The organism is Mesorhizobium sp. 113-3-3, assembly GCF_016756495.1.
Taxonomy (GTDB): Bacteria; Pseudomonadota; Alphaproteobacteria; order Rhizobiales; family Rhizobiaceae; genus Mesorhizobium.
Genome location: NZ_AP023243.1, coordinates 3,518,838 through 3,534,748, shown reverse-complemented (window position 1 = coordinate 3,534,748; position 15,911 = coordinate 3,518,838). Strand labels below are relative to the sequence as shown.

Genomic DNA, 15,911 nt, shown 5'->3' with positions numbered 1-15,911 from the left:
AGACCGGGCCAAGGCCGCATAGCGCAAGACGTGAAGTCTGTTCCAGCGGCGCTGAAGCCGCTGGAGGACGTCCAGGGCACGGCTATAGCAGCAATCGATGCGGACGGATCAGGAAAGCAGTTGGAACAGAGCAGACGCATCAACTTTCGCGAGGACGAGCGCAGCCTTTTGTTGCGTCTGCTGCTGCAGGTCGCAAGCGCGCGAGAGCCCGAGATCGCCGCCGTCCTGACCGGACGCAGGTCGCTTGTCTCCCTCGCCGCCGAGCAGCGCATCCCGGCGCTTCAGGCGAGCGGCGTATGGTTCCAGTTGCTGGCGATTGCAGACGAGTTGTTTGCCATGCGGGCGCGTCGCGAACTCGAACAAGGCGCGGGTGTCGACGAAGTGCCAGGCTCCTTCGCCAGCGTCATCGCGCAGATGGCAGCCAACGGCCACTCAGCGCAGGAAGTCCAGGCGACGCTCAATGAGCTTTGCGTCGGCCCGACCATGACCGCGCACCCGACCGAGGCCAAACGCGTCACGGTGCTGGAGATCCACCGCCGTATCTATCGCAAGCTGACCGAACTCGATCAGCCGCGCTGGGCGCCGCGCGAACGCGACCTGTTGATCGCCGATCTGGAAAGCGAGATCGAGCTTCTGTGGATGACGGGCGAGTTGCGACTTGAGCGTCCGACCGTCGAACGCGAGATCGCCTGGGGACTGCATTTCTTTCGCGAAGTCATCTTCGAGGCAACGCCGCAGCTCTACGGCAAGCTTCAAGGCGCCTTCGCGCGTCACTATCCGGGAGAGCCGATCAGCATTCCCTCCTTCATGCGCTATGCCTCGTGGATCGGCGGCGATCGCGATGGCAATCCCAATGTGACGGCCGCAGTCACCGCCCATGCCATGACCGAATACCGCGATACCGCCATAGTCTGGTATCTGACGCAGGTGCAGCGGCTGGTGACGGTGCTCAGCGCCAGCTCGAATGTCGTCGCTCTGCCGGCAAGCTTCGAACCGGTGCTGCAAACCGCGCTTGATAAAAGCGGACAGGCGCACATGATCGCCGCCCGCAATCCTGATGAACCGCTTCGCCAGTTCGCTTCGGCCTTGCTTGCCCGGCTGGAGGCCACGCGAAACGGCGGCATGGCGGCGTACCACTCGGCAGAGGCGTTTCGCGCTGATCTGGACAGCCTGTCTCGTGTTCTTGAAGCGATCGGAGGACGCGCGGTAGCCAGGCGTTTTGTCCAACCCCTGCTCTGGCAAGTCGGAAGCTTCGGCTTGCGTACGGTCTCGCTCGACATCCGGCAGAACTCCACGGTGGTCAACCGGGTGCTGGCCGAGCTGTTTGCGCTGACAAATCCCGCCGATCCGGTCGCAGCCGGCACGCCGCAATGGTCGGCGCGCATTCGCGCGGCCGTCGGCCAGGGCGAGCGGCTGGAGATCGACGCAGGCCGGCTCTCGCCTGAAGCAGCTGAACTGCTTTCGACATTCTCTGTCATCCGCGACCATACTTCCGGCTTGGACGCCGACGCAGTCGGCGCTTTCGTCCTCAGCATGACCCGCTCGGCCGACGATCTCCTGGCGGTCTATCTGCTGGCGCAATATTGCGGACTTTCAACCTCGCCCGGTGGTGGCGGCACGATCAGGCTGCGCATCGTGCCATTGTTCGAGACCATCGCTGATCTACAGGCCGCCCCCGGCATCCTGAATGATTTGCTCGGCGTTTCGCTGGTGAGACGGACGGTGCGCGATTTCGGCGCGCGCCAGGAAATCATGCTTGGCTATTCCGATTCCAACAAGGACGGCGGTTTCCTCGCGTCCAACTGGGAACTGGCAAAAGCGCAAAAGCGCCTCGCTGTCGTCGGGCACAAGCACAAGGTCAGGATCGGTTTCTTCCACGGTCGCGGCGGCTCTGTCAGCCGTGGCGGCGCGCCGACCGGCCGGGCGATCGCGGCGCAGCCCGAAGGCACTGTCGCTGGAGCCATGCGGGTGACCGAGCAGGGCGAGGTCGTATCGTCGAAATTCGCCAATCGCGGCACCGGACTCAACCAGCTCGAGATTCTCGCCGCAGGCGTGCTGGCCCACAGCGCCGGATCGCCCGGTGATGTCGAGGCAAAGGAAACGCCGGAGTTCAATGAAGCGCTGGAAGCGCTGGCAGGCATGTCGCAGGCATCCTATGCCGGGCTGATGGCCGAGCCTGGCTTCCTCGACTATTTCAACCAGGCGAGCCCGGTCGCGGAACTGGCGCTCCTGAAAATGGGTTCACGGCCGGAGCGCCGTTTCGGCGCCAGCGGTATTGCCGACCTGCGCGCCATTCCATGGGTGTTCGCCTGGAGCCAGAACCGTCATCTGTTGACCGGCTGGTATGGTATCGGCAGCGCGCTCAGCGCTTTCGTCACGGTGCGCGGCGAGGCCGGGCGCGAGCTTCTGGCTCGCATGTTCGAGCACTCGCGCTTTTTCCGCCTGATCGTCGACGAGGCGGAGAAGACGCTTTACCAGTCCGACATGGAGATCGCCCGGCTCTACGCCCGCCTGGTGTCCGACAGCGATGCGGCCCGACGGATCTACGCCCGCATCGCTGCCGAATACGAGCTGACGCGGCGCCTGATTGGTGACCTCACCGGAGGCGATCTCTCCGCGCGCTTTCCGATGTTCAAGCGGCGCTTCGACAATCTGCGGCGACAGATGGATGACATTCACCGGCTGCAGGTCGACCTGTTGCGTGAAGTTCGGACAAATACCGGGACAGTGGATCAAAAGCGGGCCACCGACGCTCTGCTCGTATCGATCAATTGCATCTCGGCCGGCCTTGGGTGGACGGGATAGGCTCGGTTTCTGGCAAGCCGTGGTTGTCCAAGGCACTTGAAGCGCATGGCTTTCGGCGGCAAAGGGCTGGTCGCCACATGGACCATGCCGGCGCCGCCATTCCGGCTTTTGGGCGAGTCGGCTCAAGAGAAGGTCGATATCCTGAAGCAGGCAGGCGTCATCATCGTGCCGACACCGTCGTCGTTCGGCGAGGTGGTGGCCGATACGCTGGCGCGGATGAAGAAGGCGGCGTGGATCAGCGATTCTGCGAGTAAGGGCAGAAGCGGCGGCGCGGTCTCCATGACGCGCCGCCGCTTCCGTTATGCATCGAAGTCCTAGCCGCCTGGCACGTTCCTCCTTGGAGATCCTCCCTGCCATGGAATGTAGTTAAGAACTCTGGTTACGGAGGCACCACGGCGTTCGAAGGGGTGTCGCGCACAAATTTCCGGATTACTATTTCTGGCAGACGACTCGGGGGAACAGACTTGGAAGCTTTGACGGCAATCCTTGAACACGCAACTGCCGCCATTCCGCCTGAGTACATTCACCTCCAGATCGACGGAGGCGACCCTATCTACCGCGAGCGGGTTTATTGCTATGAGCTTTATCATCAGATGCGTTCCATCTGGCCGGCTGGCACGCCGTTTTACTTGAATGGAGAAATCGACAAGGCCGCGCATCCGATATTGGTCGAGTTAGGAGCCGCTTATGCCAAACCCGACCTTCTGGTTCATCAGCCGGGCTACATGGTTGGCAACTATGCCATTATCGAAGTGAAGTCAGCCCGGCCACCGCTTAGTGGAATTCGGAAAGATTTGGAAACACTCGCACTTTTTCGAACCAAGGTTGGTTACAAACGAGCCATATACCTGCTGTTCGGCAACGAAGTGAACGATGCGTTGCTGGCTCGGATCGAAGGGGCTTCCAAAGTCGCGTCGAAAGATATCCCGGTTGAGATTTGGTTTCATCCCAAACCGAGTGCCTCTGCATTCCAGGTCGCTCTGCTCGGAAAGATTACAGCATGAGCCTTCTCGCAGGCGATCTGACAACGCAACTCGCATTCTCTATGTTCGAGAACAGAGGCATATATGCCCTGCTTCTTGGTTCTGGACTATCCCGTGCAGCCGGAATTCCAACAGGCTGGGAAATCACTCTTGATCTGGTGCGGCGCGTCGCCCTTGCCAAGGGAGTGGAGGATCGTTCGGATTGGGCAACATGGTATCGCGACGAGATCGGCGGCGCGCCTGACTATTCGACGCTCTTGGAGGAATTGGCAGCCTCTCCAGCCGAACGCAGATCAATCTTGCATTCCTATATCGAGCCTGACGAAGAGGAACGCTCAGAAGGCAAGAAGTTGCCGACCGCCGCGCATCACGCCATCGCGAGGCTAGTCCGTGACGGCTATGTCCGAGTCATCGTCACCACAAATTTTGATCGATTGCTAGAAAACGCTCTCCGCGAGGCTGGAATTGAACCGACTGTGGTGTCCTCTGTCGATGCACTCTCCGGAGCAGAGCCGTTGACCCACAGCGCCTGCTATGTGCTGAAATTGCACGGCGATTATAAAGACGCCCGCATCCTTAACACCGATGAAGAACTGGGTGGCTATCCTGCACCGTACGACGCGCTTCTAAACAGGATTTTCGACGAGCATGGACTAGTAATATGCGGTTGGTCGGGTGAGTGGGATCACGCATTACGAGCAGCCCTGTTAAGGGCACCCAATCGCCGATATCCAATCTTCTGGACGCTGCGTGGCGATCCAGGCACCGGCGCCGAGGAAATCATCCGGAGCAAAAAAGCTCAAATAGTTAGGATTGCCGACGCCGACACGTTCTTCACATCCACCGGCCAACGCATAGAAACATTGGCGACCACTCGGAAGCAAAACCCTCTCAGCGTCGACCTTTTCGTAAGTACAGCTAAGCGATACCTCGCCCGTGCGGAGCATCGCATCCAGCTTGATGACCTCGTCTCACGCGAAGCAGAGCGGGTGGCGAAGGAATCTGCAGCAGAAGAATTTTCTGCCAACGCAAGTTGGTCCGCGGACAATTTTCGGACACGCGTCGCCAGGTACGAGTCGATGTCGGAAGCTTTAGCCAAGGCAGCTGGCGCGATGGGTCGGTGGGGGGAAGGGAATGAGGCTCCGTTGGTAGCAGATCTGATCCGAACGTTGGTAACACGGGCCAACAAAGTGAGGAGCGGCAACACATTTTTATTGGGACTGCGGGAGTACCCGGCAGTTCTCATATTCACCGCTTATGGCCTAGGACTATGCCGCTCACAAAGATGGAGAGAACTGCACAATCTATTTTCACTCAACTTTCCGGATAGCAATGGGAATAAGTCCAAGCGACTTGTGGAGACGCTGTTTCTCTGGGAGTGGGAAGGGCATGACCGAGATGCCTGGCGCAATATCGAAGGTTTTGAAGGTCGGAAAACGCCACTGAGCGATCACCTTCTAGATATTTTCACCGATTGGAGTCGGCCGTTCATCGGACTATCATCTGATTTTGAACTTTTGTTCGACCGCTTTGAAACTCTTGGATCTTTGGCACATCTGGATAGCACCTCAGAGGCAGCTCTTACCGAGGCGCTAGCAGATCAAAACGACTTTATACACCCGCCGATGGGGCGAATTCTTTGGAGAACTCAATCGTTCCGTGCTCTGGAGGATGAGATTCTCACCAATCCAATGCGGGACACGTTAATTGAAGCCGGTTTTGCGGGCGGTCGAACATCGGTGTTGGAACTGCAAATGAAAAATCTAAAGCGCCTAGCCGGGTATATGAGGCGCTACTGAGATGCGCCAGAAAGCATGGCGCTGCGAATGTTTCGCGGCCTGATCGCTTAAGCCTCGATCGAGTACCACTACAACCACGGATCGAGGGGAGAATGGTGCGGTCGAGAAGACTCGAACTTCCACGGGTTGCCCCACAGCGACCTCAACGCTGCGCGTCTACCAATTCCGCCACGACCGCACGTGGTAGGAGCCGGAACCGACCGGCTCGCGGCGTGTAGCAAATCGTTTCCGGCGAAACAAGTGCGCGATGAGCAATAATCTCAACCGATTGGCATATCGGTCCACAGGATCGGAATGAGCATGCGGAACTGGACGTTTGCACCCGATATCGCCATATGGTGTGCACAAGCGAAAAAACGAAAAACCATGACAGAACGCAGCCAGATCGCCACGTCGTTCCTGCCGCTCCCCGGTTCGGCACCCGTCGAGTGGCGCATCGAGCCTGGCCTCACCGCCTATCCCGATGCGCTGGCCTTCATGGAAGCCCGCGCCGAAGCGATCCGCAGCGGGGCCGCCGGCGAAATGGTCTGGCTGGTCGAACATCCCCCGCTCTACACCGCCGGCACCAGCGCCCGCATCGAGGACCTGATCGATCCCGATCGCTTTCCGGTCTTTGCCGCCGGGCGTGGCGGCGAATACACCTATCATGGCCCCGGCCAGCGGGTCGCCTATGTCATGCTCGACCTGAAACGGCGGCGCGAGGATGTCCGCGCTTTCGTCGCCGCGCTCGAACAGTGGATCATCGGCACGCTCGCCGCCTTCAATGTGCGCGGTGAGCGCCGCGAGGACCGGGTTGGCGTCTGGGTGGTGCGGCCCGATCGCCCTCGCCTGCCGGACGGTTCGCCGGCGGAGGACAAGATCGCGGCCATCGGGATCCGGCTGCGGCGCTGGGTGAGCTTTCACGGCATCGCCATCAATGTCGAGCCGGAACTAGAGCATTTCGGCGGCATCGTACCGTGCGGCGTGCAGGACCACGGCGTCACCAGCCTCGTCGACCTTGGCCTGCCCGTCGGCATGGCCGACCTCGACCTGGCGTTGAAATCAGCCTTCGAGGGGGTATTCGGTCCCGTGGCGGCTTTGCCCGCCGAGGCCGCCCGCAAGGCGGGCTGACCCTTTCGGGCCCAACCAGCTCAAAGCAATTGCGCCGACGCCCACAGAACGCCGCAGCCATGAATGGTGAACACCGCCAGCAGCGCGCCGGCGATGGCGAAGCGGTCAGCGGTGCGGATCGGCTCCAGCTCGTGGCGTGGCTTCACGCCGCTGCCGACAGTGAGCAGGCTGAGGATCGAAAAGACCGCTCCCGTCACGATTAGAAAGCCTGACGAGAAGCCAGCCTGTCGGCCGAGTGCCAGGAAGACGGAAAGCAGGAAGAACGAGGCTAGTGCCAGCGCGACCGGCCCCGGGCAGATCTGGCGCAGCACCTGGCCGCCGTCAAACTTCCACACCGGCACCAGATTGGCGATGTTGAACAGGGCCGCACAGCCCGCCAGCGCCGCCAGCAGCGCGGCTGCGGCCTTGTGCCCCTCGCTGCCCGCAAACGTGCTCGCGGCAATCACGATCGGCACCAGGAAGGCGGAAAACCCCGCCCCCATCAGCGCCACGAAGGCCACTTCGAAACGGCTGTTATAGGGCCGGCCGCCAATGGCGATGCCGCCGAGCAGCGGGATGAAGATCATCCGCGCCTTGCGATGGCCCATCAGCCGGAACGCCGCCATGTGGCCGAGCTCGTGCAGGGCGACAACCGACGTCAGGATCGCGGCCAGCGCCAGCCCACCGAGATGGAGGCCGAAGAACGGCCACAGGATCAGTGCCGACAGCACGGCAAAGCCGACCTGGCTCAGCGGGTGCTCGAACCAGCCGCCCTTGCGGTACTGCCCCGTCACCGCCCAGCGCTGCAGCTTGGACAGCTCGCGGCGCATGGCGAAGTAACGGAACACCAGAAAGGCAACGCCACGGTAGCGATCCGTCCGGCCGAGCGTCACGCGCGTGCCGCCGCCTTCGGAAGCCAGCTCTGCGGTTTCGCAATAATCTTTCCAGAACGAGGCATCGAGCGCGGTATCCTCGAGCACACGCATCGAGAAGCGGCTGCCCTCGACGACATCGTCAAACCGCGCCCGGCGCTCGATCGGCTTGCCGTCGCGGCCTTCCCACGACAGCATGATGCGCGACACACCCTCCCCGTCCAGCGGTTCGGCCGACAGGATCTCACCGGACCAGCCGGCGTCGCTGCCAAGCGGCCACAGCGCCTCCCAGAGGCGCTGGCGGTCCATCGCAATCACGCGGCTGACCCTGACCGTGCGCGAACCGAGCGGCACGGTCATCAAGAGAAAGATCAGCCCGAGATTGCTGGCCACCAGAATGGCCGTGACGATGGGCGACACCTGGATGTTGCTCCCTGCCTGAGAGACGCACCCTAGCGTCGCGGCGGCAAGAAAGGCTTAACGGGGAAGCGGGTTTCACCCGCCAGGAACGACGGCGGCGAGAGCCGCCAGATCACATGGCGCCGATCCAGATCGCCATGGAAATGAGGAAGGTGCTCATGCAAACCAGTGAGATGACATCCTGAACCAGATCGGTCATAACTCTCTCCTGTTGTTGATATGTTCGCAATTTGTTCTAATTTTGTTTCAAAGTCAACGCGCAGAATCCGGCCTCGCCCAGAATCTCCGGGCGATCAAATCGGCAGGGTTAAGGAAAGGTTGACGGCGCGGCGCCTATCAACAGGTCAGGAAGATGTCGGGCGGGCCATCTTCCCGCAGCGTACGGATGAGCCCTTTGTGGCTCCTTGCACTCAATCTTAGTCGAGACAATAGTGGTAAGCCGTACGACCACCGAGTGATGGACGTGGGGCAACACGAAGGCGCCAATCAAGCTGATCGCTGGCGAAAGCGCATGAGACAAGGCCGCCGGTGGCGCCTCTCCCGCAACGTTGTAACTTGGCTGATTATCCTGGTGATGATCGTGATCTCTTCCACCCTGATCGCACTGAATACTTACTGGCGGTTCTGAGGCAGAGTCGCACGTGTGATACTCGTAAGGCGAAACTCCGTGCCCTAAAGCGGCACAACCTTGCCGTCGGCCAGCGTGACGCGCCGGTCCATGCGCGATGCCAGCTCGTGATTGTGGGTGGCGATCAGTGCCGCGAGGCCCGATTGCTTGACCAGCGCGCCCAGCGCCTCGAAGACATAGGAGGCGGTGACCGGGTCGAGATTGCCGGTCGGCTCGTCGGCCAGCAACACCAGCGGGGCATTGGCCACTGCGCGGGCAATGGCGACGCGCTGCTGTTCGCCGCCGGAGAGTTCGGACGGCCGGTGCGAGGCGCGCTTGCCGATCTGCATGTAATCCAGCAGCTGCGCGGCGCGCTCGGCCGCTTCCTTGCGCGGCAGCCCCTTGATCAGCTGCGGCATCATGATGTTTTCCAGCGCGGAAAACTCCGGGAGCAGATGGTGGAACTGGTAGACGAAGCCGACATCGTTGCGGCGGATCGACGTGCGCTCGTCATCGGAGAGCCGCCCGCAGGCCCGGCCGGCCAGGATCACGTCGCCGGCGTCGGGGCGCTCCAGCAGGCCCGCTGTGTGTAGCAGCGTCGACTTGCCGGTGCCCGACGGCGCCACCAGCGCCACCATCTCGCCGCGCTTCAACGAGAAATCGGCACCGTTCAGAATGGTAAGCTTGCGCGGCCCCTGGACATAGTGCCGCTCGACGCTCTTCAGTTCGATAATGACCTCGGCCACTACTCGTACCTCAAGGCTTCGACCGGATCGAGGCGGGCGGCCCGCCATGCCGGAAACACCGTTGCCAGGAAGGACAGCCCAAGCGCCATGATGATGACATAGGTCGTCTCGCGCGGATCCATCTTCGCCGGCAGCTGGCTGAGGAAATAGAGTTCCGGGTTGAACAGCACCTTGCCCGTCATCCAGGAGAAGAACTGGCGGATCGATTCGATGTTGGTGCAGATGACGACGCCGAGCAGCACGCCGGCGAGCGTGCCGGTGACGCCGATCGCTGCACCCGTCATCAGGAAGATGCGCAGGATGGCGCCGCGCGAGGCGCCCATGGTGCGCAGGATGGCGATGTCGTGCCCCTTGTCCTTCACCAGCATGATCAGTCCCGAAATGATGTTGAGCGCCGCCACCAGCACGATCAGCGTCAGGATCATGAACATGACGTTGCGCTCGACCTGCAGGGCGGAAAAGAAGGTCTCGTTGCGCTGGCGCCAGTCGACCATGTCGATGGGCCGCTGCGCCGCCTCTTCCACCTTCGGCTTCAGCGCGTCGACATTGTCGGGATTGTCGACGTAGATCTCGATCGTCTGCGCGCGGCCATCCATGTTGAAATACAGCTGTGCTTCGGAGAACGGCATGTAGACGATGGACGTATCATATTCCGACATGCCGACTTCGAAGATCGCCGCGATCTTGTAGCCTTTCATCCGCGGCGTCGTGCCGATCGGCGTCACGTCGCCATCGGGCGAGATGAGCGTGATGGTGTCGCCCAGCGTCAGCCCGAGATTCTCGGCCATGCGCTTGCCGATGGCGACGCCCTCGCCCGAATCGAAACCGGTGAGCGAACCCTGCTTGATGTTGTTGGCGACGATGGCGATCTTGCCGAGATCCTCGCCCCTGATACCGCGCACCAACGCGCCGGTGCCGCCGCCGACATTGCCTTGCGCCAGCACCTGGCCGTCGATCAGCGGGATGGCGTATTTGACGCCGGGCACGCCGTTGATTCGGCCGGCGACCTGGGCGTAGTCCTCAAGCGGCGAATCGAGCGGCTGCACGATCAGATGGCCGTTGACGCCGAGGATGCGCGTCAAAAGCTCGGCGCGGAACCCGTTCATCACGGCCATGACGACGATCAGCGTCGCCACCCCCAGCATGATGCCGAGGAAGGAGATGGAGGCGATGACCGAGATCACCGTCTCCTTGCGCCGCGAGCGCAAATAGCGCCACGCAACCGTGCGCTCGAAGAAGGAGAACGGGCCGGCGCCCGCCGATCTTGCCGCCGCCGCCTCGCTCATGCGACGACACCGAAGCGATTTTTCGCATCGGCGATAGGCAGCGTTTCGCGCTCGCCGGTCCTGCGATTCTTGATCTCGACCTCGCCGGCGGCCACGCCGCGCGGTCCGACGATTACCTGCCAGGGCAGGCCGATCAGGTCGGCGGTGGCGAACTTGCCGCCCGGCCGCTGGTCGCTGTCGTCGTAAAGCACATCCTTGCCGGCGGCGGTGAAGGCGGCATTCAGCTCTTCGCTGACGCGGTCGCAATCGGCGTCACCCACCTTCATGTTGATCAGGCAGATGTCGAACGGCGCCACGGCGTCGGGCCAGATGATGCCGTTCTCGTCATGGCTGGCTTCGATGATCGCCGCGACCAGGCGCGACGGGCCGATGCCGTAGGAGCCGCCGGAGACGAAGTGATCCTTGCCGTCGGGCCCGGTCACCTTGGCGCCCATGGGCTTGGAATATTTGTCGCCGAAATGGAAGATGTGGCCAACCTCGATGCCCCGAGCCGAGACCCGGTCGGCTTCGCCGAGCTTGTCCCACGCCACCTCATCATGCATCTCGTCGGTGGCGGCGTAGGGCGTCGTCCACGTCTTGACGATGTCTGATATCTCAGCGTCGTTGGCGAAGTCGGTGTTTTCCCCGGGCACCTGGAGCGACAGATACTCGCGGTCGCAATAGACCTGGCTCTCGCCGGTATCGGCCAGGATGATGAATTCGTGGCTGAGGTCGCCGCCGATCGGCCCAGTATCGGCCCGCATCGGAATCGCTTGCAGGCCCATGCGCGTGAAGGTCCTGAGATAGGACACGAACATCCTGTTATAGGCAGCCCTCGCGCCCTCGAAGTCGAGGTCGAAGGAATAGGCGTCCTTCATCAGGAATTCGCGTGAGCGCATGACGCCAAAGCGCGGCCGCACCTCGTCTCGGAACTTCCACTGGATGTGGTAGAGATTGAGCGGCAGATCCTTGTAGGACTTGACGTAAGCGCGGACGATTTCGGTGACCACTTCCTCATTGGTCGGACCGTAGAGCATGTCGCGGTCCTGCCGGTCCTTGATGCGCAGCATCTCCTTGCCGTAGTCGTCATAGCGGCCGCTTTCGCGCCACAGATCGGCCGACTGGATGGTCGGCATCAGGATTTCCAGCGCGCCGGCGCGGTTCTGCTCCTCGCGGATGATCTGGCAAACCTTGTCCAGCACCCGCTTGCCGAGTGGCAGCCAGGAAAAACTGCCCTGCCCCTGCTGGCGGATCATGCCGGCACGCAGCATCAGCCGATGCGAGACAATCTCGGCCTCGCGCGGATTTTCTTTCAGGATGGGCAGGAAATAGCGCGACAAACGCATGGACTGGTCCGTGAATGAGAACGGCCACGCCAGAATCGGCGCGACGCAGGCTTGCTTGCCCCGGCTTCATAGCCATTTCATGACCGAATGGAAACCCGGGCATGGTGGCACATCAGCGCGCTACGGCCCGGAATCCTCCGGTTTCCGGACCAGGCCGTGCTGGCATCGAGCGTGCCGAACCTCTTCGGTTTTGGCCGCCAATTCTTTGCGCGCGTCAATCCAGAACATGCCGCAAAGGCTCAGTCGAGCCTTGCTGGTCGTTTCCCAAGCAAAGCATGCCATACTATTGTGCAGTGCAGCACGAGAATGCCTGTTTCGAGGCAAAATTCTTCGTGACATTTTCATTCGGCTTAGGCTAGTGTGCCGCGATAACCGAGAGGGCGGAGAAAAATCTGCTCTCCTACGCGGTCAAAGTCTTGGGAGGATGCGATCTAGGCGCGGTTACTCGCTGCCGCCGGAAACCGGAAACAGATCGGACGCGTTTAATTGCAAGGCCTCGTGCCTTGCATTTTTTTTGTGCAATCATCTGGTTAGCGCGGCGTGCTGCCAACTCACATGACGTTGCGTCAGCAGGCATGCGGCTGCGCGGCACGGCAGCGTCTCACCCCCCGTCCGCAGCGTACCACTGCCGTAAGAGCAGTCTTGCCGGGCGGTCTATTTCGCCGGGGTCTGGCCGAAATCCGGCACGATATGCGGGATGTCGTTGAGGCTGTAGCCCAGCCCGTGCGTCAGCCCATAGAAAATGCCCATCAGGATCGCGGTGGCGATGGTGGTGCGGATCACCGCGCGAAGCATGTGCGGCCCGCGTGGCGCGCTTGGAACCGTGCCCAGCGTCACGTCATGATCGTCGTCCTGCGTCCTGACGCTGAACGGCAGCACGGCAAACAGCACCACCCACCAGGTCGCGAAAAACAGGGCGGTGAACGAAACCCAGCTCATGATTGCTCCAGTTCGATCAGCGTGCCGAAGAAATCCTTCGGATGCAGGAACAGCACCGGCTTGCCATGCGCGCCGGTCTTCGGATTGCCGTCGCCCAGCACGCGCGCGCCGGCGGCCTTGAGCTGGTCGCGTGCGACCAGGATGTCGTCGACCTCGTAGCAGAGATGATGCATGCCGCCCGACGGGTTCTTCGCCAGGAACGCGGCGATCGGCGAGCCCTCGCCCAGCGGTTCCAGCAATTCGATCTTGGTGTTGCCGACATTGACGAACACCACAGTGACACCGTGCTCCGGCAAAGCCTGCGGCTCCGTCACTTCGGCGCCAAGCGTGTTGCGATAGGCGGCAACGGCAGCAGCCAGATCCGGCACCGCCAGCGCGACATGGTTGAGGCGTCCAAGCATGGAATGCTCCGTATCAGGGCAGTATGGCAATAAGGCAGTACGGCAATAGGGAAAGACAGGGCTAGAAGTGAGCGCATTCCTACTGCCCTACCCCCTTATTCCCCTATTCGTCACCGCGTGACGAAGACAGTCACCAGCGGCTTCTTGCCCCAGGCTTCGTTGGCGGCGCCGCGCACCGCGCGCCGCACCGCTTCCTGCACCAGATCGAGGTCCTTGCGCCGCTGGCGCGGAATCGAATCGACCGCGCCGACGGCCGCATCGATCATCAAATCTTCCAGCGCCTCGCCGCTGGCGTCGGCTTCCGCGACGCCGATGGCGACGAGGTCGGGATCGCCGGCCAGTTCGTATTTGTCGTCAAGCACGACATTGACCGCGACATGGCCGGCAAAGGAAAGCTTGCGCCGGTCGCGAATGCCCATCGCCTGGTCGGTGCCGATCAGATTGCCGTCCTTGTAGATGCGGCCGAACGGCACCTGGTCGATGATGGTGGCGGGGCCGGGAGCAAGCCTCAGCATGTCGCCGTCGCGCACCTGCGCCACCTGGCCGATGCCGGAGGTCGACATCAGCGAACCCTGCGCCACCAGATGCGCCGCCTCGCCATGCACGGGAACGCCGATCTGCGGGCGCACCCATTCATACATCTTGCGCAACTCGCTGCGGCGCGGGTGGCCGGAGACATGCACCAGCGCGTCGCCGTCCTCGATGATCTTGATGCCGAGATCGATCAGGCGGTTCTTGATCTCGAGGATTGCCTTCTCGTTGCCGGGGATGGTGCGCGAGGAAAACACCACCGTGTCGCCCGCCGTCAGCGACACCGATTTCATCTCGTCGCGCGACAGTTTCGCCAGTGCCGCCAGCGGTTCGCCCTGGCTGCCGGTGCAGATGATGACCAGGTTTTCGCGCGGGATGAAGCCGAAATCCTCCTCGGCGATGAATTCCGGCAGGCCGTCCATGTAGCCAAGCTCGTCGGCGACGTCGATGACGCGCTTCAGCGAGCGGCCGAGCACCAGGCACTGGCGGCCGGCATCGCGCGCCGCCCTGGCGATGGAGACGATGCGTCCGACATTGGAGGAGAAGGTGGTGACGGCGACCCGGCCCTTGGCGGCCTGGATGACGCCCTTGAGCCCTTCACCGACGGCAACTTCCGACGGCGATTCGCCTTCGCGCAGCGCATTGGTCGAATCGCAGATCAGCGCCAGCACGCCCTTGTCGCCATAGGCACGAAACCGCGCCTCGTCGGTCTTCGGCCCGATCGTCGGTTCCGGATCGATCTTCCAGTCGCCCGTATGGATGACGGTGCCCGCCGGCGTGGTGATGGCAAGCGACATCGGCTCGGGGATCGAATGCGCCACCGGAATGGCTTCGATCTCGAACGGGCCGACGGTGAACTTCTCGCCTGCCCGGTAGATCGTCAGCGGGATTTTCGGTGCCCCCTGCTCGCCCTGCCGCTTGGCTTCCAGCAGCCCGGCGCTGAACGGCGTCATCCACACCGGCGCCTTCAGCTTCGGCCAGGTGTCGAGCAGCGCGCCGTAATGGTCCTCATGCGCGTGGGTGATGATGATGCCGCGCAGATTGGCGAGGTTTTCCTCGATGAAGCGCGTGTCGGGCAGGATCAGGTCGACGCCCGGATGCGCCGCGTCGGGAAAGGTGACGCCGACATCGATGACGATCCATTCGCGCGCGCTCGGCGGGCCGTAGCCGTAGAGGGCGAAGTTCATGCCGATCTCGCCGACGCCGCCGAGCGGCACGAAGACGAGTTCAGCGTTTTCCGCTTTCGCCATGATTTTTCCCTTCCTGACCCTCAGGCCAAGCCCATTATACCCGAGCCGACGCCACTGCGCCGAAATGCACGTCGCCTGCCGCGATCGTCAGGACAGTCCCCTCATCGTCGCGGATCACGAAACGGCAATCCTCGTCAATGGTTTCGAACACTCCACGCACCACATTACCGTCAATTCTGACGGCAACCTCGCCGCCGAGCCCCGCCGCGCGCGCCAGCCAGCGCCGCCTGACGGCGGCAAGGCCGCGGCCTTCATCCCACAGCCGGGCGTTCTCGCTCCAGGCATCCGACAGCGCCAGGAACAGCGTTTCGGCATCGCAAGTCGCGCCCAGAGCTTGCAGCGATGTCGCGGGATAAGGCAAATCGGGCGGATGCGCCACCACATTGACGCCGATGCCGACCGCCACCGCGAAACGGCCGCCCTCCAGTATCGCCGACTCCAGCAGGATGCCGGCGAGCTTGGCGCCGGAGGCCAGCACGTCGTTCGGCCATTTCAGCTCGAAACGGTTTTGTCCCTGGCTCGCCCCATCCAGCCCGACTGATATCCGGCCCTTCGGCACCACGGCATCCAGTGCGTCGGCAAGCGACAGGCCGGCAACGAAACCCAGCGTCGCGGAAAGGCGCAGTTCACCGCCGGTGATGACAAGCAAGGTCGCCGCGAGATTGCCTTCGGGCGACACCCAGGCGCGGCCGCGCCTGCCGCGTCCGCTTTCCTGCTTCTTGGAAACGACCCACAGCTTGCCCGGGTCACCTGCCCTTGCATGGTCGAGCGCCACCGTATTGGTGGAGCCGACGCTGTCATGGGCCTCAAGCCGGAACCCTTCCGACGCCGAGGTTGGGGCCAGCCGAAATGCCATCC

General features: G+C 62.3%; 12 protein-coding genes, 1 tRNA gene and 1 pseudogene. 5 read left to right on the top strand and 9 right to left on the bottom strand.

Annotated features, from left to right (window positions below; genetic code table 11):
- Positions 1–120 precede the first annotated feature (120 nt).
- The 4 genes and pseudogenes from JG746_RS17185 to JG746_RS17170 all read left to right on the top strand — a co-directional run bounded on the left by JG746_RS17185 (position 121) and on the right by JG746_RS17170 (position 5,587).
- A complete protein-coding gene (locus JG746_RS17185; RefSeq protein ID WP_202359204.1) occupies positions 121–2,805 on the top strand; it encodes a phosphoenolpyruvate carboxylase in 2,685 nt (894 codons plus the stop codon).
- Between the two features lie 68 nt (positions 2,806–2,873).
- Positions 2,874–3,036: pseudogene (locus JG746_RS17180) on the top strand (succinate--CoA ligase subunit alpha); the annotation flags it as partial.
- A 233-nt stretch (positions 3,037–3,269) separates the two neighbouring features.
- Positions 3,270–3,809, top strand: a complete 540-nt coding sequence (locus JG746_RS17175; protein WP_202359203.1) for a methionyl-tRNA formyltransferase-like protein — start codon at positions 3,270–3,272, stop codon at positions 3,807–3,809.
- A complete protein-coding gene (locus JG746_RS17170; RefSeq protein ID WP_202359202.1) occupies positions 3,806–5,587 on the top strand; it encodes an SIR2 family protein in 1,782 nt (593 codons plus the stop codon). Before JG746_RS17175 ends, JG746_RS17170 begins: the two co-directional genes overlap by 4 nt.
- A 93-nt stretch (positions 5,588–5,680) precedes the next feature.
- On the opposite strand, the gene JG746_RS17165 is transcribed toward JG746_RS17170, so the two are convergent.
- A tRNA-Leu gene (locus JG746_RS17165) sits at positions 5,681–5,765 on the bottom strand.
- Positions 5,766–5,953: 188 nt separating this feature from the next.
- On the opposite strand from JG746_RS17165, the gene lipB reads away from it, so the two are divergent.
- Positions 5,954–6,697, top strand: coding sequence for a lipoyl(octanoyl) transferase LipB (gene lipB / locus JG746_RS17160; RefSeq protein WP_202359201.1), 744 nt, complete (start codon positions 5,954–5,956; stop codon positions 6,695–6,697).
- Positions 6,698–6,717: 20 nt separating this feature from the next.
- Here lipB and JG746_RS17155 read toward each other — a convergent pair whose 3' ends face one another.
- From JG746_RS17155 to JG746_RS17120, 8 genes are all read right to left on the bottom strand, one after another.
- The gene (locus JG746_RS17155; protein ID WP_202359200.1) at positions 6,718–7,968 is read right to left on the bottom strand and encodes a site-2 protease family protein; all 1,251 of its coding nucleotides are present in this window, start codon (positions 7,966–7,968) and stop codon (positions 6,718–6,720) included.
- Between the two features lie 672 nt (positions 7,969–8,640).
- Complete coding sequence (locus JG746_RS17150) at positions 8,641–9,369, bottom strand: ABC transporter ATP-binding protein (protein ID WP_196232823.1); 729 nt, start codon at positions 9,367–9,369, stop codon at positions 8,641–8,643.
- Positions 9,321–10,607, bottom strand: coding sequence for a lipoprotein-releasing ABC transporter permease subunit (locus JG746_RS17145; protein ID WP_202359199.1), 1,287 nt, complete (start codon positions 10,605–10,607; stop codon positions 9,321–9,323). Before JG746_RS17145 ends, JG746_RS17150 begins: the two co-directional genes overlap by 49 nt.
- Entirely contained in the window at positions 10,604–11,932 is a 1,329-nt protein-coding gene (gene proS / locus JG746_RS17140) for a proline--tRNA ligase (RefSeq protein ID WP_202359198.1), read from the bottom strand. Before proS ends, JG746_RS17145 begins: the two co-directional genes overlap by 4 nt.
- Positions 11,933–12,586: 654 nt before the next feature.
- Positions 12,587–12,871, bottom strand: coding sequence for a DUF1467 family protein (locus JG746_RS17135; RefSeq protein WP_010910093.1), 285 nt, complete (start codon positions 12,869–12,871; stop codon positions 12,587–12,589).
- Positions 12,868–13,272: a methylmalonyl-CoA epimerase gene (gene mce, locus JG746_RS17130; protein WP_202359197.1), complete on the bottom strand. Its 405-nt coding sequence runs from the start codon at positions 13,270–13,272 to the stop codon at positions 12,868–12,870. Before mce ends, JG746_RS17135 begins: the two co-directional genes overlap by 4 nt.
- A 110-nt stretch (positions 13,273–13,382) precedes the next feature.
- Positions 13,383–15,053 carry a ribonuclease J gene (locus tag JG746_RS17125; protein ID WP_202359196.1) on the bottom strand — a complete coding sequence of 557 codons (1,671 nt, stop codon included), beginning with the start codon at positions 15,051–15,053 and terminating at the stop codon, positions 13,383–13,385.
- 34 nt (positions 15,054–15,087) lie between these two features.
- A complete protein-coding gene (locus JG746_RS17120) occupies positions 15,088–15,909 on the bottom strand; it encodes a biotin--[acetyl-CoA-carboxylase] ligase (protein WP_202359195.1) in 822 nt (273 codons plus the stop codon).
- Between the last annotated feature and the right edge of the window lie 2 nt (positions 15,910–15,911).